General features: G+C 33.5%; 27 protein-coding genes. 18 read left to right on the top strand and 9 right to left on the bottom strand.

What is annotated here, in order from left to right:
- Nucleotides 1-10: 10 nt before the first annotated feature.
- Nucleotides 11-871 carry an SDH family Clp fold serine proteinase gene (locus P7122_RS10560; RefSeq protein WP_278005765.1) on the bottom strand — a complete coding sequence of 287 codons (861 nt, stop codon included), beginning with the start codon at nt 869-871 and terminating at the stop codon, nt 11-13.
- Nucleotides 872-1,108: 237 nt separating this feature from the next.
- On the opposite strand from P7122_RS10560, the gene P7122_RS10555 reads away from it, so the two are divergent.
- Genes P7122_RS10555 through P7122_RS10525 form a run of 7 tightly spaced genes read left to right on the top strand, consistent with a single transcriptional unit; the run spans nt 1,109 to nt 5,951 of the window.
- Nucleotides 1,109-1,744 (top strand): tetratricopeptide repeat protein, encoded by a 636-nt coding sequence (locus P7122_RS10555; RefSeq protein ID WP_278005764.1) that lies wholly within the window; start codon nt 1,109-1,111, stop codon nt 1,742-1,744.
- A 16-nt stretch (nt 1,745-1,760) separates the two neighbouring features.
- Nucleotides 1,761-3,113, top strand: a complete 1,353-nt coding sequence (locus P7122_RS10550; protein WP_278005763.1) for a histidine kinase — start codon at nt 1,761-1,763, stop codon at nt 3,111-3,113.
- Nucleotides 3,114-3,126: 13 nt separating this feature from the next.
- Nucleotides 3,127-3,432, top strand: a complete 306-nt coding sequence (locus P7122_RS10545; RefSeq protein WP_278005762.1) for a 2TM domain-containing protein — start codon at nt 3,127-3,129, stop codon at nt 3,430-3,432.
- A gap of 13 nt (nt 3,433-3,445) precedes the next feature.
- A complete protein-coding gene (locus P7122_RS10540; RefSeq protein ID WP_278005761.1) occupies nt 3,446-3,790 on the top strand; it encodes a 2TM domain-containing protein in 345 nt (114 codons plus the stop codon).
- 57 nt (nt 3,791-3,847) lie between these two features.
- Nucleotides 3,848-4,165, top strand: coding sequence for a 2TM domain-containing protein (locus tag P7122_RS10535; protein ID WP_278005760.1), 318 nt, complete (start codon nt 3,848-3,850; stop codon nt 4,163-4,165).
- Between the two features lie 30 nt (nt 4,166-4,195).
- Nucleotides 4,196-4,951: a LytR/AlgR family response regulator transcription factor gene (locus P7122_RS10530; protein ID WP_278005759.1), complete on the top strand. Its 756-nt coding sequence runs from the start codon at nt 4,196-4,198 to the stop codon at nt 4,949-4,951.
- 52 nt (nt 4,952-5,003) lie between these two features.
- The gene (locus tag P7122_RS10525; protein ID WP_278005903.1) at nt 5,004-5,951 is read left to right on the top strand and encodes a Fic family protein; all 948 of its coding nucleotides are present in this window, start codon (nt 5,004-5,006) and stop codon (nt 5,949-5,951) included.
- 2 nt (nt 5,952-5,953) lie between these two features.
- Here P7122_RS10525 and P7122_RS10520 read toward each other — a convergent pair whose 3' ends face one another.
- Complete coding sequence (locus P7122_RS10520; protein WP_278005758.1) at nt 5,954-7,132, bottom strand: LETM1-related biofilm-associated protein; 1,179 nt, start codon at nt 7,130-7,132, stop codon at nt 5,954-5,956.
- Between the two features lie 141 nt (nt 7,133-7,273).
- On the opposite strand from P7122_RS10520, the gene P7122_RS10515 reads away from it, so the two are divergent.
- The 4 genes from P7122_RS10515 (at nt 7,274) to P7122_RS10500 (ending at nt 12,094) form a co-directional block, all read left to right on the top strand.
- Nucleotides 7,274-7,930, top strand: coding sequence for a DUF4331 family protein (locus P7122_RS10515; protein WP_278005757.1), 657 nt, complete (start codon nt 7,274-7,276; stop codon nt 7,928-7,930).
- Between the two features lie 20 nt (nt 7,931-7,950).
- Nucleotides 7,951-8,511: a DUF4331 family protein gene (locus tag P7122_RS10510; protein ID WP_278005902.1), complete on the top strand. Its 561-nt coding sequence runs from the start codon at nt 7,951-7,953 to the stop codon at nt 8,509-8,511.
- Nucleotides 8,512-8,591: 80 nt separating this feature from the next.
- Nucleotides 8,592-9,869 (top strand): tetratricopeptide repeat protein, encoded by a 1,278-nt coding sequence (locus P7122_RS10505; protein WP_278005756.1) that lies wholly within the window; start codon nt 8,592-8,594, stop codon nt 9,867-9,869.
- A gap of 2 nt (nt 9,870-9,871) precedes the next feature.
- Entirely contained in the window at nt 9,872-12,094 is a 2,223-nt protein-coding gene (locus P7122_RS10500; protein WP_278005755.1) for a TonB-dependent receptor, read from the top strand.
- Between the two features lie 165 nt (nt 12,095-12,259).
- Here P7122_RS10500 and P7122_RS10495 read toward each other — a convergent pair whose 3' ends face one another.
- Both P7122_RS10495 and P7122_RS10490 read right to left on the bottom strand, forming a co-directional pair.
- On the bottom strand, nt 12,260-13,174 hold the full coding sequence (locus tag P7122_RS10495; protein WP_278005754.1) for a helix-turn-helix domain-containing protein: 915 nt from the start codon (nt 13,172-13,174) through the stop codon (nt 12,260-12,262).
- Nucleotides 13,175-13,223: 49 nt separating this feature from the next.
- Nucleotides 13,224-13,979, bottom strand: a complete 756-nt coding sequence (locus P7122_RS10490; protein ID WP_278005753.1) for an SDR family NAD(P)-dependent oxidoreductase — start codon at nt 13,977-13,979, stop codon at nt 13,224-13,226.
- A gap of 199 nt (nt 13,980-14,178) precedes the next feature.
- Between P7122_RS10490 and P7122_RS10485 the strand changes: the two genes are divergently transcribed.
- Nucleotides 14,179-14,613: a hypothetical protein gene (locus P7122_RS10485; protein WP_278005752.1), complete on the top strand. Its 435-nt coding sequence runs from the start codon at nt 14,179-14,181 to the stop codon at nt 14,611-14,613.
- A gap of 2 nt (nt 14,614-14,615) precedes the next feature.
- On the opposite strand, the gene P7122_RS10480 is transcribed toward P7122_RS10485, so the two are convergent.
- The 5 genes from P7122_RS10480 to recF form a co-directional block, all read right to left on the bottom strand.
- On the bottom strand, nt 14,616-14,972 hold the full coding sequence (locus tag P7122_RS10480) for a hypothetical protein (RefSeq protein WP_278005751.1): 357 nt from the start codon (nt 14,970-14,972) through the stop codon (nt 14,616-14,618).
- On the bottom strand, nt 14,972-17,389 hold the full coding sequence (locus P7122_RS10475) for a penicillin acylase family protein (RefSeq protein WP_278005750.1): 2,418 nt from the start codon (nt 17,387-17,389) through the stop codon (nt 14,972-14,974). The genes P7122_RS10480 and P7122_RS10475 overlap by 1 nt, the downstream gene beginning before the upstream one ends.
- 63 nt (nt 17,390-17,452) lie before the next feature.
- Nucleotides 17,453-17,749, bottom strand: a complete 297-nt coding sequence (locus P7122_RS10470) for a DciA family protein (RefSeq protein WP_278005749.1) — start codon at nt 17,747-17,749, stop codon at nt 17,453-17,455.
- A gap of 88 nt (nt 17,750-17,837) precedes the next feature.
- Nucleotides 17,838-18,260 carry a lipocalin family protein gene (locus tag P7122_RS10465; protein ID WP_278005748.1) on the bottom strand — a complete coding sequence of 141 codons (423 nt, stop codon included), beginning with the start codon at nt 18,258-18,260 and terminating at the stop codon, nt 17,838-17,840.
- Entirely contained in the window at nt 18,257-19,336 is a 1,080-nt protein-coding gene (gene recF / locus P7122_RS10460) for a DNA replication/repair protein RecF (protein WP_278005747.1), read from the bottom strand. Before recF ends, P7122_RS10465 begins: the two co-directional genes overlap by 4 nt.
- 141 nt (nt 19,337-19,477) lie before the next feature.
- Here recF and P7122_RS10455 point away from each other — a divergent pair, with 141 nt between their 5' ends.
- The 6 genes from P7122_RS10455 (at nt 19,478) to P7122_RS10430 (ending at nt 24,123) form a co-directional block, all read left to right on the top strand.
- The gene (locus P7122_RS10455; protein ID WP_278005746.1) at nt 19,478-20,242 is read left to right on the top strand and encodes a tetratricopeptide repeat protein; all 765 of its coding nucleotides are present in this window, start codon (nt 19,478-19,480) and stop codon (nt 20,240-20,242) included.
- A gap of 3 nt (nt 20,243-20,245) precedes the next feature.
- The gene (gene ribH, locus P7122_RS10450; protein ID WP_278005745.1) at nt 20,246-20,752 is read left to right on the top strand and encodes a 6,7-dimethyl-8-ribityllumazine synthase; all 507 of its coding nucleotides are present in this window, start codon (nt 20,246-20,248) and stop codon (nt 20,750-20,752) included.
- A gap of 184 nt (nt 20,753-20,936) precedes the next feature.
- Complete coding sequence (locus P7122_RS10445) at nt 20,937-21,164, top strand: hypothetical protein (RefSeq protein WP_278005744.1); 228 nt, start codon at nt 20,937-20,939, stop codon at nt 21,162-21,164.
- A 7-nt stretch (nt 21,165-21,171) separates the two neighbouring features.
- A complete protein-coding gene (locus P7122_RS10440) occupies nt 21,172-21,456 on the top strand; it encodes a riboflavin synthase subunit beta (RefSeq protein WP_278005743.1) in 285 nt (94 codons plus the stop codon).
- Nucleotides 21,456-23,330 carry a DNA mismatch repair endonuclease MutL gene (gene mutL / locus P7122_RS10435; protein ID WP_278005742.1) on the top strand — a complete coding sequence of 625 codons (1,875 nt, stop codon included), beginning with the start codon at nt 21,456-21,458 and terminating at the stop codon, nt 23,328-23,330. Before P7122_RS10440 ends, mutL begins: the two co-directional genes overlap by 1 nt.
- Before the next feature lies 1 nt (nt 23,331).
- Nucleotides 23,332-24,123 carry a rhomboid family intramembrane serine protease gene (locus P7122_RS10430; RefSeq protein ID WP_278005741.1) on the top strand — a complete coding sequence of 264 codons (792 nt, stop codon included), beginning with the start codon at nt 23,332-23,334 and terminating at the stop codon, nt 24,121-24,123.

Raw genomic sequence — 24,123 nt, 5'->3', positions numbered from 1 at the left:
AATTACAAATTTATATAAATTTTCGTGTGTGAAAAAACATTTCTCCGTTATTTCGTCCAATGTATTGGCAAATTAGGTCGTTATATTCTCTTATTATTTTAGTTAGAACAGCGTCTCCAGAATAATCTTCTATTTTGAGTTTTAGTATATGTGTTAGTGCTGAAACACCTATTGAACGACCGTGAGAATGCCATATTTTATTATCTCCTAAATCTCTTGCAATTTCTGTAGCTCTATCTTCTTTTTCTTGTGGTGTTACTGGATTTCCTGTCGAATTATGCGTATTCCAATTTTTGAACTTATATTGTACCAACCATTCTTTTAAAAGTGCAATTGTTAGGTCTCTCGCTTGTTCGTGTCTTCTCAACATTGCTAAATCTTGTTCTCTCAACATTATTAATTCTGCCTGTGAGATTGTTCCTGCAATTGATTTATTTATTAATTCCTCTACTTTGTCGAGATAGCCTAAAGCCGGTACCCAATTTTTACCATTGTAAACTTGTGGATCAATTGGTCCAAGAGAAGATGAGTAATCCATATAAATAGCATCTCCTGATAGACAAAATATTGTTCCTGCAGAATAAGCTGCATCAGGAACTATAAAATTCACAGTTTGATAATGATGTCGAGTTATTTTAACTAACCTTTCAACAGTTTCGGCACTTCCTCCTGGTGTATTGAGCATTATAAATAAGGTGTCCTTTGTATCAGGTTCTGCTTTTAATTCTTCTACTAAATCTCTAAAGGGTTTGTCAAGAGAATCAGTTATCGGACCATAATAGAATAAAAAGTCCGCATCGAAATGATTTTCAAGTTCTCCTAACCTTTTATTTAGGATTTCGTGTAATGTTGAGTCAAATATTGGTTTCATTTACATTTTTTTTAATGCTACACAACGAAGGAATATACGTATTACGTATATCCAAATTGTATTTAGTGTCTTCAAATTTAACTCTAAAAGTCAGTGTTTTATATACGTAACCTTACGTAGTTTTCAGAAAACTACAATTCGTCCTAAAAAAGCGACAATTCGGTAATTGCTATTTTAAAAAGCAAGTATTGCGAAGGATATTTGTACCATAATCATAAAAATATCAATCAAAACATCATGAACACATTAGTAAAAATCGCAGTAATATTGGTCTTAAGCTTAACAGGACATCAGATTAGCGCACAAACCAATTTTGAAAAAGGAATGACCAAAGCTTTTGATCTTTGGGAAGAAGGCAAATGGGATGAAGCCGAAAATATGTTTGAACGCATTTCAAAAGCCGAAGAAAATGAGTGGTTACCAAACTACTACATAGCACAAATGAATAGCCTAAAAAGCTGGAGCGAAAAGGATGAAGCAATCTTAAGAGCGCAGTTAGAAAAAGCGCAAGAACACTTAGATATTGCAATGACTAAAAGTGAAGACAACGCAGAACTGTTAATTATGCAGGCACAAGTGTACACCAATTGGGTGGTTTTTGATGGCGCTACTTACGGAATGAAGTATGCTGGCAAAATAACTGAGCTATATACCAAAGCGTCTGATTTAGATCCATCTAATCCCAGAGCAGTAATGTGCAAAGCAGATTGGGAAATGGGTAGTGCTAAGTACTTTGGTAAGGATACAAAACCATTCTGTGAAGAAATTAAAACATCAATAGAACTTTTTGATACCTTTAAGCCAGAGAGCGATTTTCATCCAAATTGGGGAAAAGAACGTGCAGAGCAAGTATTAGCTGAGTGTAAAGAATAAGTTATTTCAAAAATTTATGTCAAAGTCAATTAAAAATATTGTTACCACATTTCTTATAGGTTGTGCAGTCTTTGTAATAGGATCGTACTTTTCTACAGGATTTGATTTTGAAAGTGTTAATCGGTTTTTAATATACTTTGGTATCTATCAACTATACACCTTCGTTATCAGTTACGTTAATACCTTGGTCTTTGAGTTTTTAGAAAAGCGAACATACAAGTCTTACAATGTTATTAAGCGTATTGTATATGGAATTTTAGGGAGTACAATAGTGACTTTGCTAACCATCTTTGTACTAAGGATTATTGTTGAAGTTGTCATTTTTGGAGATTCTTTTAATCATTTTATTGAAAATGAAACTTGGAGCGGTTATTCTTTTGGGTTGTGGATTACCTTGACTATAGTTTCGGTATTTTATGTTATTTACTTCTACAACAGTTTTCAGAAGAATAAAATAAAAGAGCAAAAGGTTATTGCAGGAGCTGCAAGTGCCAAGTTCGATGCTTTAAAAAACCAGTTAGATCCACATTTTCTGTTTAACAGTCTTAATGTATTAACCAGTTTAATTGAAGAAAATCCAGATAGTGCGCAGAAATTTACAACAGCATTGTCTAAAGTGTATCGCTACGTTTTAGAGCAAAAAAATAAAGAATTAGTAACGGTAGATGAAGAATTAAATTTTGCCAGAACATACATGTCGCTTTTAAAAATGCGATTTGAGGACAGCATTATTTTTGAAATACCAGACAAAGCCTCTAATCCAGAAAGTAAAGTTGTGCCTTTATCGCTACAATTATTATTAGAAAATGCTGTAAAGCACAATATGGTAACCTCGAGTAAGCCATTGCACATTAAAATTTATGAAGACGGAAATCACTTAGTAGTGATGAACAATCTTCAACCAAAACAAATTGTAAAGAAGAGTAGTGGAGTTGGTTTAGAAAATATAAAACAACGCTATCAGCTTCTTACAGAACGAAAAGTTTACATCAATCAAAGAGAAAAGGATTTTGCAGTTGCAATTCCGATGCTCACAAAACAAGTATCAATCATGAGAACAGCATTAAAATCAAAAGAGCGTCTTAATGACGACTATGTGAGAGCTCGCAAACGTGTAGATGAGCTAAAGGCTTTCTACTATAGTTTAATATCATATGTCTTTGTTATACCATTTTTAATTTTTATTTGGTATAGATATTCGCAACATACCATTCAGTGGTTTTGGTTTCCAATATTTGGATGGGGAATTAGCTTAGCGTTTCAGGCATACCGAGTTTATATAGATAATGGAGCCTTAGGGTCTAAATGGGAGCAACGCAAAATTGAAAAATACATGCGTGAGGAGGATGATAAAAATCGTTGGAATTAAAAAGTAGAGCATCATGAAAGATCAAAATTTAAATTATATAAAGGCAAAGCGAAAAGTAGAAAAAGAGAAAGGGTTTTATACACATTTAGCTATATATTTCTCTGTGAATATAGTAATAACCATAATCAAAGTTTGGGGAGATTTTAATAGTTGGGATGGTTTTGTGGATGAGTTTACATCTATAGATGTTTTGAGTTCTTGGGTAGTTTGGGGAGTGTTTGTAATCTTACATTTTGTAGCATTTAAATACGGTGCTAAATGGGAAGAACGCAAGATTGAAGAATACATGAAAAAAGAATTGTCTGACGATTCGCATTAAAAAAAATAAAGAGATGGAAAAATATAGTTTAGAGCCATATAAAGATAAAGAAGAGGTTTCAGATTTTAGAAAAGAAGAAGCGTATCTAAGAGCGAAGAAAAAGGTAGACGCTTTAATAGGATTTTACTGGCATTTTGCGGTTTATGTTGTTGTAAATGCTTTTTTAATAATCCTTATAGGAATGAACTCTAATCGTGGTTTCTCTGGTTTTGGTACCTATGCCACTGCTGTTTTTTGGGGAATGGGATTAATCTTTCACTTCATAGGTGTTTTTGGTCCAGATTTCTTTTTCGGAAAAGACTGGGAAAAACGAAAAATACAAGAGTTTATGGATAAGGACGATCGTAACTGGGAATAAAGGTCGTTTGTTATTGCAGACATTGCCTAAAAAAGCAAATTTCAAAAAACGATATTTATGCATTCTAAAGACAAGGAAAGATTATTAAAAGCGCAGAAACGCGTAAGGCATCTAAAACTGTTTTACATTCACTTTGCAGGCTATCTGGTTGTGGTAGCGTTACTGTTATACAATCTTTATATTGTTGAAGGTGCTTACAAGAATAATATTATAAGTCTAAATCTTTCAGTGTTAGTTCTCTGGACAGTGGCTATTTTATTACATGCATGGAAGGTTTTTAAAGAAAATAAAGTGTTTAAAAAAAGCTGGGAAGACAAGAAAATGGCTTCTTACTTAGCGGAAGAGGAAATAGAAGAAACCAAAATGTGGGAATAAAAACTAACCAATCAAAAAAATAAAACACATATGAACGTAATCATTATAGAAGACGAAAAACCATCAGCAAGACGGTTGCAACGTATGCTAAAATCTCTGGATGTAGAAGCAGAAACAATGCTGCACTCTGTTGAAGAATCCTTAGAGTGGTTTCAAAATAACGAGCATCCAGATTTAATTTTTCTGGATATACAATTGAGCGATGGGCTTTCTTTTGAGATTTTTGAAACCTTGGATATTAATTCTGCAGTTATTTTTACCACAGCTTATGATGAATATGCGCTTCAGGCTTTTAAACTCAATAGTATAGACTATCTGTTAAAACCAATTGACGATGACGATCTAAGAAATGCGGTAAACAAGTTTAAAGGAAGAACACCACAAAAACAAGCTGTGACCTTAGATTTTAATGATATCAAGAAGTTGTTAGTCAACCCAATTGAGCGTGAGTATAAAAAGCGTTTTTCGGTAAAAGTTGGTCAACACCTAAAGCTTATAAATATTGAAGATATAGAGTGCATCTATAGCGAAAATAAAGGAACTTATGCGTATACTAATGAAGGTAGAAACTACCTGCTAGACTTAACTCTAGATCAACTAGAAGAAGAGTTAGAGCCAGATGTGTTTTTTAGAGTAAGCCGAAAATTTTATATAAACATCAATGCCATTAAGGATATTATAAGCTATACCAATTCCAGATTACAAATCAAACTTAGCCACTTCGATGAGCAAGAAATCATCGTCGCTAGAGAGCGCGTAAAGGATTTTAAAAGCTGGTTAGAGTAAAATATCGGATAAAAAGTTTTTTAAACACATCCGATAATTGTATCTTTGTGGTGTGTGGGATGTAGATACAAAATATAGGCAAGATTTAGAGCAGACCTTTGCAAGGTTGTTAGATAAGCTTGAGGTTTTAAATGCAGCAAGACCTTTGCCTAATATTGTATTGCAAAATATTAAAGAAGCTTTCCTTGTAGAGTGGACCTATAACAGTAATAGTATTGAAGGCAATACCTTAAGTTTAAGAGAAACACAATTGGTGCTTCAAGAAGGAATAACCGTAAAAGGAAAATCTCTACGAGAGCATTTTGAAGCTAAAAACCACGAGTTTGCCATTCTTAAATTATATCAATTAGTTAAAGACGATTATGTCTTAAACGCTAAAGATATATTAGATCTTCATGGTTTGGTTTTACGTTCTATAGAAGATGAGTATGCTGGTAGATTGCGTAACGGTGGAGTTCGCATATCTGGTGCTAATTTTGTGCCACCAAATGCTCGTAAAGTTTCAGAGTATTTAGACGATTTAATAGATTATATTAATACCAATCCTCAAGGGTTAAACGCTATAGAGTTGGCTACTGTTTTTCATCACAAATTTGTATGGATTCATCCTTTCTTTGATGGTAATGGTCGTACTGTTCGTTTGGTTATGAACTTGCTGTTAATGCGTTATGGTTTTCCGCCTGCAATTATTCTGGCTAATGATAGGGCTAAGTATTATGCTGCATTAAACCAGGCTAATAATGGTAATTATGCTAAGTTAATGTTGCTAATGTGCCAAGCTACAGAGCGCTCATTAAACATTTATTTGAGTGCTATTCCTGGTTCAGATAAAGATTATCAAGCCATTTCTTCTATCGTAGAAGAACCAGAGATTCCTTATGGTCAAGAGTATGTTAGTTTATTAGCAAGACAGGGAAAAATTGACGCTCACAAAGAAGGTAGAAACTGGTATACTACAAAAGAAGCAGTACTCAATTACATACAAAACAAAGGGAAATAGGTTTAATCTTCCTCTTCAATTCTATTATCATCAAAGGCAGAAGGCAATAATTTTGGGATAATTTTTACAAAAAGAGGCAATAATATTGCACCACCTGGTAGCATAAAAATAGCTAAGCTAGGTATTGATTTAAAAATGTCTAGCAGCTGTTGCTGTATCTTTTTTTGTTCTTCATCATTGAGTGTTCTGTAGGTAGAAGCAGTTAATAATTTCATGGCTTCTTTACTCTCAGATAATTCTTTTAGAAGACGCTTTTTATTACGATTAACAAGTTTAGATACAAGTTTACTGCTATTGTCATAAAAACTCTGAGCTAAGTTTTTAGAACTCAAAAAAGCAACTTCTTCCTTGTGCTCATCGTAAAATGTGTTTATAGATTCAATGGATTTGTCAATGACCTCTTGTTCTAAGTTGAGGTCATTTTTCATTTTATCTAGAAAATTTTGTTCAGCAGTATCTATAACTTTATCACTCCACGATGCCATACATACCAAGTCAACCAGATATTGCTTTTCTAGAGGATGGCTAATAGCTTTAATAACATCGTCGTAAGTGTTAATGTCTGTGTCTTTTTGACGCATAGAGCTTTCAAAAAGTTTCATTAAGTTTTCGTCATAGTCAGATTTATTAGGTTTGGTTTCCATAACAGAAATGACCACAGACTCTAAGGCAGACTCTAAGTTGTTTACATAGGTCTTAATGTCTTTTTTCCCATTTAAAAAATGAATATATCCTAAGACATCTATAAAAAGAAGAGCATTAACTAAAAAGTAGTTGAAGCTTTTAGAAATAAAATTATCATCTATATGAATGCGCTTATGAATCATTTTTTCCAGCAATTTATCACCAGAAGATTCTCCAAAAAGCTCTTCAAAAAATGAACGCTCATTCTCGCCTACATGTTTATAGTAGGTTACTAGTTTATCTATAAAGGTATCGTTAGTGTGTTCTTCAATTAGATGAATATGATAAAAACACAGAAGGAGATTTATTTTGCTTCGTTCTTCTTCAGTAAAATCAAACGATTGATCTACAAATGATAAAGTAGAAATATTACTGCCATAAATAAAACCTGTTTGTCTTAGTTTTTCATAAAATTCTAAGGTGTCTATATCAGCCAGATTGTTATCTGATATATCTTTTAGTAGTTTTTTTATCCAGCCTTTTGCTGATGGATTCATGGCATTGTTATTATGATATAAAGATACTTTTTATATCTAAAAAACAACCACATTTCAAACTTTTTGAAAAAAATATAAAACCGCCTTAATCATTTTTCCGTAGGTAGAACAGAGACACAATAATTAACAAAATCTCAAATTATGAAAAACACAAAATTTTTAATGGCAGCAGCAATTGTAGGAATTGCAACTTTCGTTGCTATTGCAGCAGATCACATAGACGCTCCTGCTGTACAAGGTGGTACTAGTGATATCACAGATTTTTATGCCTTTCAAGGCGAGAACACATCAAATATTGCTTTTGTAGCAAATGTGCAAGGACTTTTGGGTTCTGGTAGCGATACACAAAATGCAAGTTTTGATGAAAACGTATTAATCGAATTCAACATTGATAATACGGGAGACAACGTAGAAGATTTGGTAATTCAGGCCATTGCCAGAGATGGAAAAATGTATGTTTTTGGTCCTACAGCACCTTCTCAAACAGGTTTAAATAGCACCATTGCAAGCAATGCAACCAATCAACTTTCTGTAGATATTACACCTTACGGACAATCTGCAATTGTAGAAAGTTCTGGTGGAATGATGGCTTTTGCAGGCCCTAGAGATGATCCGTTTTTTATGGATTTTGCGCAATACGGACAAATTATAGCAGGTAACGCTACAAGTTTTAACAATCCTGGTACAGACACTTTTGCAGGTACTAATGTGCTTTCTGTTGTAGTTGAGGTGCCTAAATCTGCGATTGGTGGATCAGGTACAATAAATACTTGGGTAGAATCTAAAAGAAGACAATAACAAACTTAAAATTTACGATGATGAAAATTAATAATACAAAACTATATGCTATTGCAATGTTGGTGTCTTTAATGGCATTTAATTGTAATAATGATGACGACTCAATTTCGCAGCCAATGGGACCTGATTTCTCAGGTACTTATGCGCAGCAAGATCAAATGGGAAGACCAGCTGTAAATACAGTATTTGTGTCTTCTGGTATGAAAGATGCTTTTAATACTACAATACCTTCTAGTCAAGGTGACGCTTTCCAAGCAATGTTTCAAAACAATTTAGAAGGCTTAAGTCCTGCGTATGCAAATCCAGGAGATACTAATGCTTTAGGTTTAGATTCTGCAACATTTACAGGATTATTAGCAACAGATGTGCTTAATGTTTCTTTAGATGGTACAACTACATTTTATGATGGTACTAATGTATTAACAGGAAGAGCATTAGCAGATGATGTTATAACCGTTGAGTTATTACTGATTTTTGGTGGTGAGGATTTCTCAGAAAATCCAGGATTATCTAATGATAATGTAGATGCCAATGACAAGGCGTTTTTAACGTCTTTCCCTTACTTAGCTTCGCCTTGGTAAGATACTGAACTGAACCTAATTCCTGAGGTAGATTTTTTATTTGCTTCAGGAATATTTTTAACTAAAAAAACTCGCAAACCATGATACTAAAAAAATACCTTCCCCTCATTATAGTGTTGCTAATGTTTAGCTGTGGTAAAAACACAGTAACCAATAGTAACGATTATTCAAAATACCTTTCAGAAAAGGCAGACAAATCAGCGCTTATCGCAAATGCTCAGCAATGGACAGATAAGCTTAACGAAAACCCAAATCAATACCCTTATTTAGGAAAACGAGCAGCTGCTTATACTAAAGTTTTTGACGCTACAGGAGATATAGATTATCTAATTAAAGCAGAAAAAGACTTAAAGCAAGCTGTTGAAATTACTAAAGGAAAAACCACATCATACCTAAAAAGTTTAGCCTCAAACTACATTTCTCAACATAGATTTAAAGAAGCGCTTGAATTGTTGAAACAAGCTGAAGAAAATGGGGATAAATTAACAGGGACTCAAAAAATGCTTTTTGATGTGCATCTTGAGTTAGGAAATTATCTTTTGGCAGAATCTTATTTAAAGGGTTTTAAAAACATATCAGATTTCGATTACCTAATTCGCTTAGCAAAATGGGAAGATCATATAGGAAATTTAGAAGGAGCTATCTTGAATATGGAAAAAGCAAAAGATATAGCAGAGGCTTCTAATCTAAAAGGTATGAAACAATGGTCATATACCAATCTTGCAGACTTTTATGGCCATGCTGGTGAGATAGAAAAATCTTACAATCTTTATTTAAAGGCCTTGGAGATAGATGCAACAGATGCTTATGCAAAAAAAGGAATAGCATGGATTGCTTTTTCTTATGAAAATAACCCTATTATTGCGCAAAATATAATAGACTCAATAACCACATATTATACGGCTCCAGATTATCAGTTGTTAATGGCCGAAATTGCAGATTACAACGAAGATGAGCTAATGAAAACTTCTGCTATTGGTCGTTATAATGATATGGTAGAAAATAAGAATTATGGTGATATGTATAACGCTTATAATATTATAGTATACACAGAAGAAATGCTATTACCAGAGAGAGCAATAGAAATGGCAAACCAGGAGGTAGAGAATAGACCTACACCACAATCGTACGATTTATTGGCTTGGAGTTATTTTAAAAATGGAAACGTAGAAATGGCAAATGAAATTATAGAAAAGCATGTAGATGGGCAGACTTTTGAGCCAGCGGTTTTGTATCATATTGCAGAAATATATAAGGCAAAAGGGAAATCAGAAGCTGTAGCAGATTTAAAAAAAGAGTTAGTTGCCAGTCTCTATGAACTTGGACCTACAATGGAATCTAAAATCAATCAATTATAAAAATGAAAAATTTAAAACTATTATTTATTCTGTTGGTAAGTGTTGTGTACACCATTCAAGCGCAAAATGTTAAAGGTGTTGTTCTTAATGAACTTAACCAACCGCTTGAAGCAGCTTATGTGTATAACCTAAATTCAGAAGCTCATGCACATACTTCTGAAAATGGCGTGTTTTTTATAAACCAGACTAAAACAGGCGACTCATTAAAAGTTGGGCTTTTGGGTTATAAAACAACTATAGTAAAAGTAACCAGTACAACTGATTTAAGTATCGTGCTTCAAGAAAAAGTGTTTCAATTAGATGAAATGGTTTTGCGCGAGGAGCTAAATCCAGTAAGTACTATTGCCAGATTAGATCTAAACGTTACTCCTGTAAACTCTTCGCAAGAAGTTTTAAGAAAAGTACCAGGTTTATTTATTGGTCAGCATGCAGGTGGAGGTAAGGCAGAGCAAATTTTTCTTAGAGGATTTGATGTAGATCATGGTACAGATGTAGCTATTGGAGTAGACGGAATGCCAGTAAATATGGTATCTCATGCGCATGGACAAGGTTATAGTGATTTGCACTTTGTAATACCAGAAACGGTAAATAAAATAGATTTTGGTAAAGGTGCCTACTATGCTTCAGAAGGTGATTTTAATACTGCTGGTTATGTAAACTTTAAAACCAAAGATTATATAAACGAAAGCAGTGTGTCTTTGTCTCTTGGTCAGTTTAATACATTAAGAACAGTAGGTTTGTTCGATTTGTTAGAAAACACCAAAAATCAGAATGCTTACATGGCTATGGAATATATAGCCACAGACGGACCGTTTGATTCACCTCAAAATTTTAATCGTCTTAACTTATTTGGAAAGTATGTAATGTACTCTCCGGAGAATGATAAGGTAACGCTTACAGCTTCACATTTTACAAGTCGTTGGGATGCTTCTGGGCAAATACCACAACGCGAAGTTGATAACGGAAATATTACAAGATTTGGTGCTATAGATGACACAGAAGGTGGTGAAACCTCTCGAACAAATTTAAATGTTACGTATGATAAATACATCACAGACAATACAACATTAAAGGCTAACGCTTACTACTCTAAATATGCTTTTGAGTTGTATTCTAACTTTACATTTTTCTTAGAAGATCCTGTAAATGGAGACCAAATAAAACAAAAAGAAGACAGACAGATTTTTGGTGCCAATGTAGCGTTAAATTATTCAACGTTTTTAGGTAGTACGGAGTTGAATTTAACCTCAGGTTTTGGTTTACGACACGATATTGTTGATGGTGTGGAATTATCTAGAACATTAAACCGAAGTACAACGTTAGAAAACATTCAATTAGGAGATATAAATCAAACTAATATTGATGCCTTTGTAAAAGCAGATTTTGAGTTTGGTAAATTTAAATTAGCACCTGCCTTACGTTTAGACTACTTCAAGTTTATGTACTATGATGCGTTGCAAACCAATTATGAAACACAATCTGAAACAAAAGCAATTGTAAGTCCTAAATTAAATTTTTACTACAACGCTCAAGATAATTTACAATTGTATTTAAAGTCTGGTCTAGGATTTCATTCTAATGATGCCAGAGTCGTTGTAGCAAACAATGGTAAAGATATTTTACCACGTTCTTACGGAGCAGATTTAGGAACTATCTGGAAACCATTTCCAAAACTAGTAGTTAACTCAGCACTTTGGTATTTATTCTTAGAACAAGAATTTGTTTATGTAGGAGATGCAGGTATTGTAGAGCCAAGTGGTAAAACAAGACGTTATGGGCTAGATTTAGGGTTAAGATATCAGATTTACGATTGGTTGTTTTTAGATTCTGATGCAACATACACACATGCAAGAAGTATAGATGAACCAGAAGGAGAAGATTATATACCATTAGCACCAGATTTTACTTTTACAGGTGGTTTATCAATAGATGATTTAAATGGATTTTCAGGAGGACTTCGATTTAGATATCTAAATGACAGACCAGCGAATGAAGACAATTCTATTGTAGCAGAAGGCTACACTGTAGCAGATTTTAATCTTAACTACAGAATGAAGAATGTAACGCTAGGTGTTATGGTAGAAAACTTATTTGATGTAGACTGGAATGAAACTCAGTTTGCCACAGAATCTCGTTTGCAAAACGAAGCAGAGTCTGTAGAAGAAATTCATTTTACACCAGGAACACCATTTTTTATAAAAGGTATTGTAACCTATAATTTTTAGAAATCAACGCTTAGTTTGTGGGGAAGCAAATTAAGTTTGGTTGATTGGTTGCTAGCAAGAAAGATTAACTGCTGATTACAGTTAATCGGTATCATTAGAAATTTTGATACTTTTTTGAGTTTTTTTGTTAGTTGAAACACCCAGACGTTAAATGTCTGGGTGTTTTTAATTAAAAGCCTTTCTAAACTCCAAAGGTGATACTTCGGTTTTGTTTTTAAATAGTTTTGAAAACGAAGCAGGTTGTTCAAAACCAAGTTTATATGCAATTTCGCTAATAGAAAGCGATGTGGTGGATAAATCTATTTTAGCTTTTTCAATTATTTTTTGATGAATATGCTGTTGTGTGCTCAAACCCGTTAGAGTTTTTAAAACATTGCTTAAATAATTTGGAGACAAATTAAGGTTTTCAGAAACCCACTGTACAGTAGGTAAACCTTTGTTAACTAAAGATTCTTCATTAAAATAATCTTTTAAAAGCTTTTCTAAATTATCTAGTGTTTTATGATTTACAATTTTTCTGGTTATAAATTGTCTTTCGTAAAAACGTTCGGCATAGTTCAATAATAATTCAATTTGAGACACGATGATTTTTTGGCTAAACTTATCAATATTAGATCTGTATTCTCGTTGAATATTTTTTAAAAGTTCTACCATCATAGATTCTTCTTTTTCAGATAAAAAAAGAGCTTCTCTAATTGAGTATTCAAAAAAATCATACTGCGGCATTTTTTGAGCCAGAGTAGAATTCCACAAAAAATCTGGATGAATTAAAAGCAGCCAACCAGATGGATTATGTCCAAGATTAGGGTTGTCCGAAATGCTTAATACCTGATTTGGCGCTAAAAAAGTCATTAAACCTTCATCAAAATCATACTCTTGCTGACCATAAAAAAACTTGTATGGTATATTTCTTTTAAGACCAATAACATAATAGTCTTGCGTCCAGGTCATTTGATGAATGTTCTCTACATACGTCACTTTGGAGTAGTCTACAAGACTAATTAAAGGATGCTCTGGCGCAGAAAGATTTGCCATTTTATGGTAATCTGCTACTTTTTTTAATCGAATGATTTCTTTCATTGAAATAAAATTAACAAAAAGAATCGAAGAAGTTTTAAGATCATTTAATTTATACCAACATACCTCCAGAAACTTCGATACGCTGACCGTTAATCCATCCTGCATCTTTAGAACATAGAAAAGCAACAACTCCACCAATATCTTCAGCTTCGCCTACGCGTCCTAAAGCTGTAATGCTAGAAATTGTTTTGGCTTTGTCTTCTTCTTTATTACTGCCACCAGCAAAGTCTGTGGCTATAGCACCAGGCGCAACTGTATTTGCTGTAATTTTTCTGCTGCCCAACTCTTTGGCTAAATAACGCGAAAATACTTCTATACCACCTTTCATAATAGCATAGGCAGACATGCCAGGTAAGCTAAACCTTGCCAAACCACTAGATATGTTAATTATTCGACCATAATCGTTAAGATAAGGTAATGCAGATTGCGTAATAAAATAAACGCTTTTTAGATGTATGTTCATCATGTCATTAAACTGGTCTTCTGAGGTGTCTTGTACCAGATTAAAAGTTCCTGTACCTGCATTGTTTATTAGAAAATCAAAATTTGGATTATTGTTTTTCTTGTTTAAATAATCAGTAGCATTTTTAATAAACGTTTGTCCACTTTTGTAATCATTAGCGTTAAATTGAAATGCTTTAGCATCTTGTCCTAAGCCTTTTATTTCTTCAATAACTTCTTCTGCTTTTGCTACGTTTGTATGATAAGAAAATACAATATTAACGCCTTTTTTTGCTAGACTGATAGCCATATTTCTTCCAAGACCTCGACTTCCTCCTGTAATAATTGCTGTTTTAGTACTCATAATTTTTTATTGTTTTTGTGTTGTACAAAGTTGAGCTAAAACGTTTGTTGATGTTTTGCCAAATCCACGTATATGTTGTCAGAATCTACGATGGGATTTGTAGTCAGTTAGATAGCTTTAAATTCCGTTTATCTATTTTTTATTTAAAGATTTTTATTTTAAATAAATTTATCTGTTATTGAAATAATAATTGTGGTTAATGACAAATCTAAGAGAGACAAAGTTTTATGGTGATGTGCTCAAGGAAATAAATTATCCTTTTGCAGATATTTATATTTTTGAAGGGTTTGTTGTTTCTGAGATAAAGGAAGGTGTTGTTTTTTCGTGGGAAGACCATGCAAAACGCATAGTCACAGATGTGGTAGAATACACTAAAAACAATGGTAGCGAAATTGTGTACCTATCGCATAGAGTTAATTCTTATTCTTTAAAACCATTAGGTTGGTTACATTTTTTTAACGACAGTTTTAATCTTAAAGGCTATGGAGTAATTGGATACAACAGTTTTAGTTTTTTGAATACTGTTGTTGAAAATTTATTCTTCAGTAAAAAGATTAGACGTTTCGGCGATATAGAAACAGCTATTCAGTGGGCCAAAAGTAGAGTGCTCGTAGATATTAATATTAATGAATAGTCTTATTTTTTACTAGCGTAAGAAGCAAATTGTTTTCCAAAAACAGCTGCGATGCCAGCTGCCAATCCACCAACACATCCTGTAACTAGCATTAACACATACGGATTTCCACCAAGAGGTAAGAGTGTAGCAATACGTTTTGCTAATGTATAATCGTTACCACTACTTAGTATAAAACTATAGGTTCCCCAAAACACAAGAATAGCTAAAAAAGGCACAAAAAAAACGGCTGCTTTTTTAAGTGGAAAAAAGAGAGACGTTGCAAGAGCAGCTGTCATTACAGACCACCAAGGCAAAGCAAAAGATAGTAATAAGGCTAATAATATTGTGGCAAAAAAGTTGAAAATATTGTTTTTCATTAATTCTTAGGTGTTAGAGTTAGTGTGCTAATAATAGCGTCTGTAGCTTGGCTAGATTGTAAAAAGTTAAGTTGAAGGTATTTTCCCTCAGCCCAATCATCAATAAGGTTATCATAGTACTTACTTCCAGGATTACCTGATTGTCCACCAGGATATATACCAAGAGCAGTAGGAGGTGAGCTCATCTCAACAATCATTCGCCATGAAGGGCCATGATTTTCTGATGTCGCATTAACAATATTACGATCTCCACCAATAGGAATATCAAATCTAGAAAACGCAGGTAAGGCTTGTAACAAGTGACCAGCATAAGTTGCTTTGTAGTTAGCCCATTTGTAGTTGCCTTTTTCTTCTCTAATTTCAATAAGCTTAGATACTGCACTTCTAAAAGCAATCAAAATTAAATCTTTTGCTGTTTCTACTTTATCTTCAGTTTTAACGATATCCATAAACTTGTGTTCTCCGTGATTCTTTAACAAGTAGATTGTTTGATACGTGAAAGGAGAGCTTAAAGCTGTGTCTTCAGAAACAAACTCGTCCCAAACTAAATTATAGAGTTTTCCATACCATTGCCTAAAAATACTTGGACCAACTTCATCTATGTCGTTATTAAATTTCCATGCTTTTATTTCATTGTATATGGACATTTCTTCTTCATCTAGCGGAGAAGTGTCCATGTGTTCTAGCATGTATGGTACAATTTCTGCTGCTTTAAGATTGTAATTGTTGTTGTGTAAATTTTTGAAATCCTCAATACTGAACTTCTCTTTAGAATTAAAGTAATCATTAATAACTCTGTTTCTATACGTTTCATAACCATCATTAAAAACATAAAAAGGATAGTTTTCGTCTACAGGATGTTGATTTGCAGAACTCACAAAGCCACGATCAGGATTTTTAGTGTGTGCATTAAATTGCTGAGGTATGTAGCTTTGCCAATCATTTTCAGGATTGCTACCATCCATTAAAAACTTTCCTTGACCTTCCCATTTATTCGGAAATTTTCCTTGTATCCATAAAGCAATATCTCCTTCAGTAGAAGCAAAAACAAAGTTTTGTGCAGGAGCATTCCAGTATTGTAATGCTTGCACATATTCATCATAATTCTTTGCTTTATTAAGTTCTATAAATGTTTTTTGATTATTTCCTCCTTCGTGTCCAATCCATTTCATAGCATAGCCTGCCAGTTCCATATCAGACTTAAAGTTTTTATCGTACACTACAGGACCATGATGGGTATAAAGTACAGTGTCTTTATAGTTTTCTTTTCCTTTTATTTTAATGTCTTCAACGCGTATAGAAACATCTTTCCATTGGCCATCATACTTATATTTGGTGCGGTCTTTATTAAATTCAACCTTGTACCAATCAATAACATCTCTTGTTGCGTTGGTTTCGCCCCAAGCAATGTATTGGTTAAAACCAGATATAACACTCAGCGCACCAGGAATAGTAGCGCCAAAAGCATTGTGTTTTGGAGTACTTAGTTGCATAACAAACCAAATAGAAGGCAGGTTAAGCCCAAGATGCGGATCGTTTGCCAGTATAGGATTTCCGGTTGCTGATTTTGCACCTGAAATAGCCCAATTGTTACTCCCATTATCTGGATGTGGCTTTGAGATTGTCTCTGTAATAGTGTCTAATACAGCCTTGCTGTTTGGTAACGGAGTCTGAGCTACGTCTATAAAACTCCAATCGGTTTCTTTAGGTATTACAGGATCTGTAATGTCAAAGAAATCTGGAAACAATAAATCGAAATTATCTTTGCCGAGTAGGCGCAACGTGTTTGTGTATTCTAAATCATCATCATAACCAGCCAGCATTTTGGTCATATACATTAGTAGTAATGTTGTCTTTTTTGGTGTCCAAGCCTCTGGTTTATAATCAAGTAATTTATATTCAACCGGATAATTTTCAGGTTTTAGTTGCCTAATGTAAGCATTAACTCCATCTGCATAATCCTGAATATACCCTAAGGTTTCTTTATCATGCTTTTCCATGTAAGCTATGGCTTGGTCTGCACCATAACCCATACCTCGTCGTCTTTCTGTACGGTCATAATCTAGAGCCTTTTCACCAATAATTTCAGATAAACGTCCAGATGCCGCAAAGGTCTGAAACTCGAGTTGCCACAAACGATGTTTGGCTGTTAAGTACCCTTGTGCTTTGTAGAGATCGCTTTCGTTTTGAGCAAAAACGTGTGGAATTAATTGGTCATCGTAATGTACCGTTACCTTGTCTTTTAATCCAGGAATACTAATATCTCCAGAAGTGGTTTCTGTTGTTTCGTTTTGCCAAATACCAGAATACGGATTTAAAAATTTACCAATTGGCGGAATAGAACCTAATTTGGTGTTGAGGATAAAAAAAACACCAATAGTTAATACGAAGGAAATAATGAGTTTAACGTATTTCATAAAGCTAGAATAATTGCTTTAGAAAAATACTAAATAATTCTGAAGCTTAAAAAATTGATTTTATTAACGAAGTACAAGCTTTTTTACAATCTCTTTGCCAACAGATTCATTAAGCATTTTTACAATTTTTTCGTTTCCATAGCTTAATTCTTCACGCAACACGCTTGAGCTAAGTTGTACGTAAAGCGTTTCGTGTTTAAGCTCTATGGCAGTAGTGTAGTTGTTAACTCCATTTCCCATAAGATTTGCCCAAGCTTCACGAATGTTTACTTTGTCTAAACCAGCTTCTAAATTATTGGTTTGTACAAATTCTTTTAGGATTTCTTCAATTGGACGATTATCGTTGTTTCTTTTTGACATTGCTATTTCTCTTAAAGGCAGGAATCTTTCAGATTTTATTCAAAATTCGTCAATTTTAATGAGTTTAACGAATGGAAATAAAGGAAATTCATTCTTCAACATCTAAGCGTATAGGAGTGTAACGTTTGTATAAATATATTGTGTTGTTTTCGTTGCTAACTTTTAAGTGCTTTTCTGAGGCTTCTAAAACTGTTTCTTTCCACTCAGCATAAGCCGTTTTATAATAAATATTGAGTTGGTTGTCTTCAATTTTTAAGGTAATCGCTTCGGCATCGTCAGAGGTAAAATACGTGTCGTTAATGCTAGGCTTTAATTTTTTTCTGTATCCTTTCAGGCTATCGTTAATGCTTATATAATCTATAGTTTCGCTAAATTGATATTGCTTTTTTGTGCCATTTTCTAAAGTGACTTCTTCAATCTCCCAATAGCCATTAAGGTGTGTTAAGAGTGTTTCAGGATTTTTAGAACAGCTAAAGATTAGAATTAGCAGGATAATGCCATACTTTTTCATAATTTAAAAATTTTGTAAGATTGATGAATTTGCTTAATCACATTTTCTGTTCGGTCAGCATGCGTATCACTAATAAAAATCTGACCAAAATGGTCGTTATCTACCAAACTGATAATTTGTGCTACTCTGTTTTCATCTAACTTATCAAAAATATCATCGAGTAGTAGAATAGGAGAGACACCACTTTGTTGCTTTATAAAATCGAATTGAGCCAGCTTTAGAGCAATTAAAAAAGATTTTTGCTGTCCTTGACTTCCAAATTTCTTAATCGGAAAATCATCGATTGTAAAGACCAAATCATCTTTGTGTGTACCCACACTTGTGTATTGTAGAGCTTTGTCTTTATTAAGGTTGCTTTGTAGTAGATTAATTAAATCACCATCAAACAAATCGCTTTTGTATTTTAAGTTTATGGCTTCTTTGCTTTGGCTAATGGCTTCGTATCGTTCTTTAAAAATAGGAATAAATACTTTTAAGAATTCATCTCGTTTTTTAAAAATCTCTGCACTATACGTGTTTAGTTGTTCATTATATATAGCAAGTGTGTCTGCATTAAACGTATTATTGAGTGCAAAATATTTTAAAAGTGCATTGCGTTGCGAAAGTACTTTGTTATAAGAAATAAGTGCAGATAAATACGCTTTATCACTTTGCGAAATAACACTGTCTATAAACTTACGCCTTGTATCACTACCTTCTATAATTAAATCTCTGTCTGCAGGAGATATAATAACTAAAGGAATAAAGCCAATATGGTCACTAAATTTGTCATAGGCTTTACTATTGCGTTTTATAACTTTTTTTTGTCCCTTTTTTAACGAAACAATAATTTTTTCTGAACGCTCATTTTTAGTGAAATTACCGTCAACCACAAAAAACTCAGTGCCATGTTTTATATTTTGTAAAGCAACAGGATTAAAATAACTTTTGCCAAATGCTAAGTGATAAATAGCGTCTAAAGCGTTTGTTTTTCCGATGCCATTGGCACCAACAAAGCAGTTTATTTTGCTGTCGAAATCAAAAACCTGACTTTCAAAATTTTTGTAATTAACTAAAGATAATGTGTTTAGAACCATAAAAAACAGATGTCCTTTACTTGAATTTAGTGGTGTTTTAATGTAATGAATATTCTCGCAAATTATTGAAAAATAACAAATAATTAGGCTTTTAAATCCCAATAAAAATTTTATTTTTGCGCACGCATTAATAGACAAGATATGGCAACGTATAAGAAAAGAGGCTATAAACCAAAAACTCAAAAAGAAAAGGAAGTAGTTGTAGAAGAAAGTTCAACAACAGCTGACGTATTTAATACTTTAGACGAAGGAGCTTCTAAGACTGAAGAATGGTTTGTAAAAAATCAAAAATATATTGTAGGTGCAATAGCAGCAGTAGCAATTGTAGTTTTAGGCTACATGGGTTATAGCAAATTTATTGCAGAACCACACCAAAAAGAGGCAATGAACGATATGTATCAGGCTAGAACCTACTTTGAGGAGGCTGCAAATGGTATTTCATCAGACTCACTTTATAATATGGCTTTAAATGGTGGTAACGGTAAATTTGGAATGGTAGATATAGCAAAGGAATACAGTGGTACTCCTGCAGGAAACCTTGCAAACTATTATGCTGGTATCGCATATCTAAACTTAAAAGATTATGAAAAAGCAATAAGCCATCTTCAAGAATTTACAAGCGATGCTTCTATTCCTGGTCCAATAGTTAAAGGAGCTATTGGTGATGCATTTGTGCAATTAGAGCAGTACAAGGAAGGATTAGATTATTACGAAAAAGCATTTAAAGCTGATGTAAATAACTATACAACTCCAATGTTTTTAATGAAGGCAGCTCGTATAGCTATTAGATTAGACGAAAACCAAAAAGCTTTAGATTATTTAAAGCGTATAAAAAATGAATTTGACAGCGCTACAGAAGCTGCGCAAGTAGATGTTTTAATAGGTATGGTTGAAGCTAAACTATAACAAATGGCTACTGCAAATCATAATTTATCTAACTACGATAAAGCTACAATCCCAAACGCGAAAGACTTTCGGTTTGGGATTGTTGTTTCAGAATGGAACGACAAAATAACAGAAGGCCTCTGGCAAGGTGCTTTTGATGCATTATTAGATTGTGGTGCATTAAAAGAAAACATTGTACGATGGAATGTACCAGGAACTTTTGAGCTCACCTACGGTGCTGCCAGAATGTCTAAAAGTGTATATGCGGAATCTGGTATGTTAGACGCTATTATTGTTATTGGTTGCGTTATACAAGGAGAAACAAAGCATTTCGATTTTGTATGCGAAGGGGTTACTCAAGGTATTAAAGACTTAAACTTATCAGGTGATATTCCTGTTATATTCTGTGTGTTAACAGACAATACCATGCAACAATCAATCGATCGTTCTGGTGGAAAGCATGGTAACAAAGGCACCGAAGCAGCCATAGCAGCTATTAAAATGGCACAACTTCGAAAGGAAACTAAGTAATATTTAGCTTTTAGTAAGGCAGTATTTAGCAAATAGTATCTGTTTTATATTTGCAGTATAGTACTAGTCAACTTCAGACTGGCATCCTTTTTGTTGATAATTTTAAGGAATCCTTAAACAATTTTTCCTAGTATTTTAAGTACTTTTGAGACAGTCAAGGTTTTAAATTTATAAGAAAGACAACTTGTTTCATCAAAGAAAAAATAAGAAGTTTAGTTATAAGCCACGTTTTCAGGATTCTGAAACCGATAACCATCGGAAAGAGTCGAAAGACGACTTGGAGCGTAAGTGGAGTGAAATAAAAGGTAACACCAAGCGAAAATCTAATAAATTATTTTCCTTACCATCTTTAATCATTATCCTCATAGCGCTTTTTGTTTTAATGTATGTCTTAGAAGGATATATAAAATAAGCATATTATGGGATTAATGAAATTGAAAAAAAACAGAAAGTACGATTATAAACCTCGTTATTATAAGGGTGATGGTAATCCTTATGAGCTAAAACATAAATTTGATGATTATCGTAAAACGATAAATCTTCCAAAAGGGATAAAAGGAAAATGGAATGCAGCTTTAGACGAATATCAAAATCAAAGAGATGAAAGCGTTAATAAACGTGTATTTATAATTGCCGGAATATTAATATTGCTCATCTTATTAATATTTGGTTTTGATTTATCTATTTTCTTCCCACAAAGCTAATGACAGATATCATTCAACTTTTACCAGACCATGTTGCCAACCAAATAGCAGCTGGTGAAGTGGTACAACGCCCAGCTTCTGTAGTTAAAGAGCTTTTAGAAAATGCAATAGATGCTGGTGCAGACGATATAAAACTTATTATAAAAGAAGCTGGTAAAACACTAGTGCAAGTTATAGATAACGGCAAAGGTATGAGTGTTACCGATGCACGCTTAAGTTTTGAGCGACATGCCACTTCAAAAATAAAATCTGCCGAAGATTTATTTCAGCTTAATACCAAAGGATTTAGAGGCGAAGCTTTAGCAAGTATTGCGGCTATTGCACACGTAGAGTTAAAAACCAAACGACCAGATGATGAGTTGGGTACAGCTATAGAAATAGAAGGTAGTGTGGTAAAATCTCAAGAGGTTACCGTAACACCAACTGGTACATCTGTTGCTGTTAAAAATTTGTTTTTTAATATTCCTGCAAGACGAAATTTTTTAAAATCCGATACTGTAGAGCTACGACATATTACAGATGAGTTTCATCGTGTTGCTTTAGCACATCCAGGCATTGCATTTGCTTTTTATCATAATGGGAGCGAGCTTTTTAATGTTCCTAATGAAAATTACAGACAGCGTGTAGTTCATATTTTTGGTAACAAAACCAATGAAAGATTAGTACCTGTTGAAGAAGATACAGAGGTTTTAAAAATATCAGGATTTGTAGGAAAGCCAGAATATTCTAAGAAAACACGCTCAGAGCAATTCTTTTTTGTAAACCAGAGATTTATAAAAAGTCCGTATCTAAATCATGCTATTAGTGCCGCATTTGAAGGTTTATTAAAAGATGGTTACCATGCCAGCTATTTTTTAAATCTTACGGTAGATCCTAAAACTATAGATATTAATATTCATCCTACAAAAACCGAAATTAAGTTTGATGATGAGCATACGCTTTACGCTATTTTAAGATCAGCTGTAAAGCATAGTTTAGGGCAGTTTAATATAGCGCCTGTTCTAGATTTTGAACAGCAAAGCAGCTTTGACACGCCTTACAGTTACAAAGATAAAGCAGGAAAAGTGCCGACGATAGAGGTAGACCGAAGTTTTAATCCATTTGCAGATGAAGGCAGTTCTTCAGGTAGTTCTTCTTCTTCTAAATCTACTTCAACAACAACGAGTTTTAAAACTGCACCAGCAGCAAACTGGGAAAGTTTGTATGTTGGTTTAGAGTCTAAGAGTAATACTAAGCACGATAATGATGTTGAGCTAAGTTTTGAGAAGGAGTATAAAACAGAAACTATTTTTAGCGATGCTTCTGTAGAAACGAGTAAAACTACTTTTCAGCTTCAGCAAAAATATATTGTAAGTACCTTAAAATCTGGTATGCTTATCGTAGATCAGAATAGAGCACATCAACGTGTTTTGTACGAAAGTTTTTTAAAGCACATTACTATTAAAGAAGCTACCAGTCAACAATTATTATTTCCTCTGCAGTTGAGTTTTACTCCTAATGAAATGAATATTATTTCAGGATTAAAAGAAGATTTAGAGCATACAGGATTTGTGTTTTCTAACGTTAAAGAAGATACAATAACAATAACAGGAGTTCCTGTTGGAGTTCCAGAAAGTGAGGTGTCTATTATTTTAGAGCAACTTATTAGTGATGTAGAAAATGATGTGCCAGATGCTAGTTTTAGTGCAGCAGATTTATTAGCTAAGTCTATGGCAAAGAGTTTAGCTATAAAGAATGGACAAACTTTGAATAATACAGAGCAGGAGCATTTGGTAAACTCTCTGTTTGCTTGTAAGGAACCAAATATTTCACCAGCTAACAGACCAACGTTTATAACAATGTCTACAGACGACATTGAAAAGAAATTTATGTAGTATGAGACAAGGAATATCAGATGCGGTAAAGCATCTTATTATAATAAATGTAATTTTTTGGATTGGTACATTGTCCATCGGAACCTATGGTGATGTATTTACAAGTTTATTTGCAGAGCACTTTCCTCTAAATGATGAATTTAAGCCTTGGCAAATTATTACGCATATGTTTATGCATGCCTCTTATGTAAATACAGGCAACGGAATGAGCATCTTTTTCTTACATATTCTATTTAATATGTTAGGTCTTTGGATGTTTGGTACACCAATAGAACAACGACTGGGTACAAAAAAGTTTCTGTTCTTATATTTTAGCGCAGGTTTAGGTGCTGTGTTACTTCCGTTGATAATTAATTTTTATAATTTTCAATCGATATTAAATGATTTAACTGCAGCAGGTTTTGAGTCAGATCATATTTTGGCAACATTAAATGAGGGTAAGTATTATCAAGGTTGGGTTGATGTCATTGGAGCAGAGCGTTTTCAAGATTTTACAAGAATTTTTAATACAACTTCTGTTGGTGCTTCAGGATGTGTAATGGGATTATTGGTAGGCTTTGGTATGCTATTTCCTAATGCATCACTTATGCTAATTTTCCTTCCTATTCCTATAAAGGCTAAATATTTTATCCCTTTATTGTTGGGTTACGAAATTATATCTGGTATTACAGGTGGAAGTTCTATGTTTGGTTTTAATGTAGGCCATTTTGCGCATATTGGTGGAGCACTTGTAGGATTCCTTTTAATGTGGTATTGGAAGAAAAATAGTATGGATAAATACCGTTGGAATTAA

It is taken from the genome of Winogradskyella marincola (genome assembly GCF_029624125.1).
GTDB classification, from domain to species: Bacteria; Bacteroidota; Bacteroidia; order Flavobacteriales; family Flavobacteriaceae; genus Winogradskyella; species Winogradskyella marincola.
The sequence above is the reverse complement of the archived record's forward strand: the minus strand, read 5'-3'. Positions and strand labels throughout refer to the sequence as shown.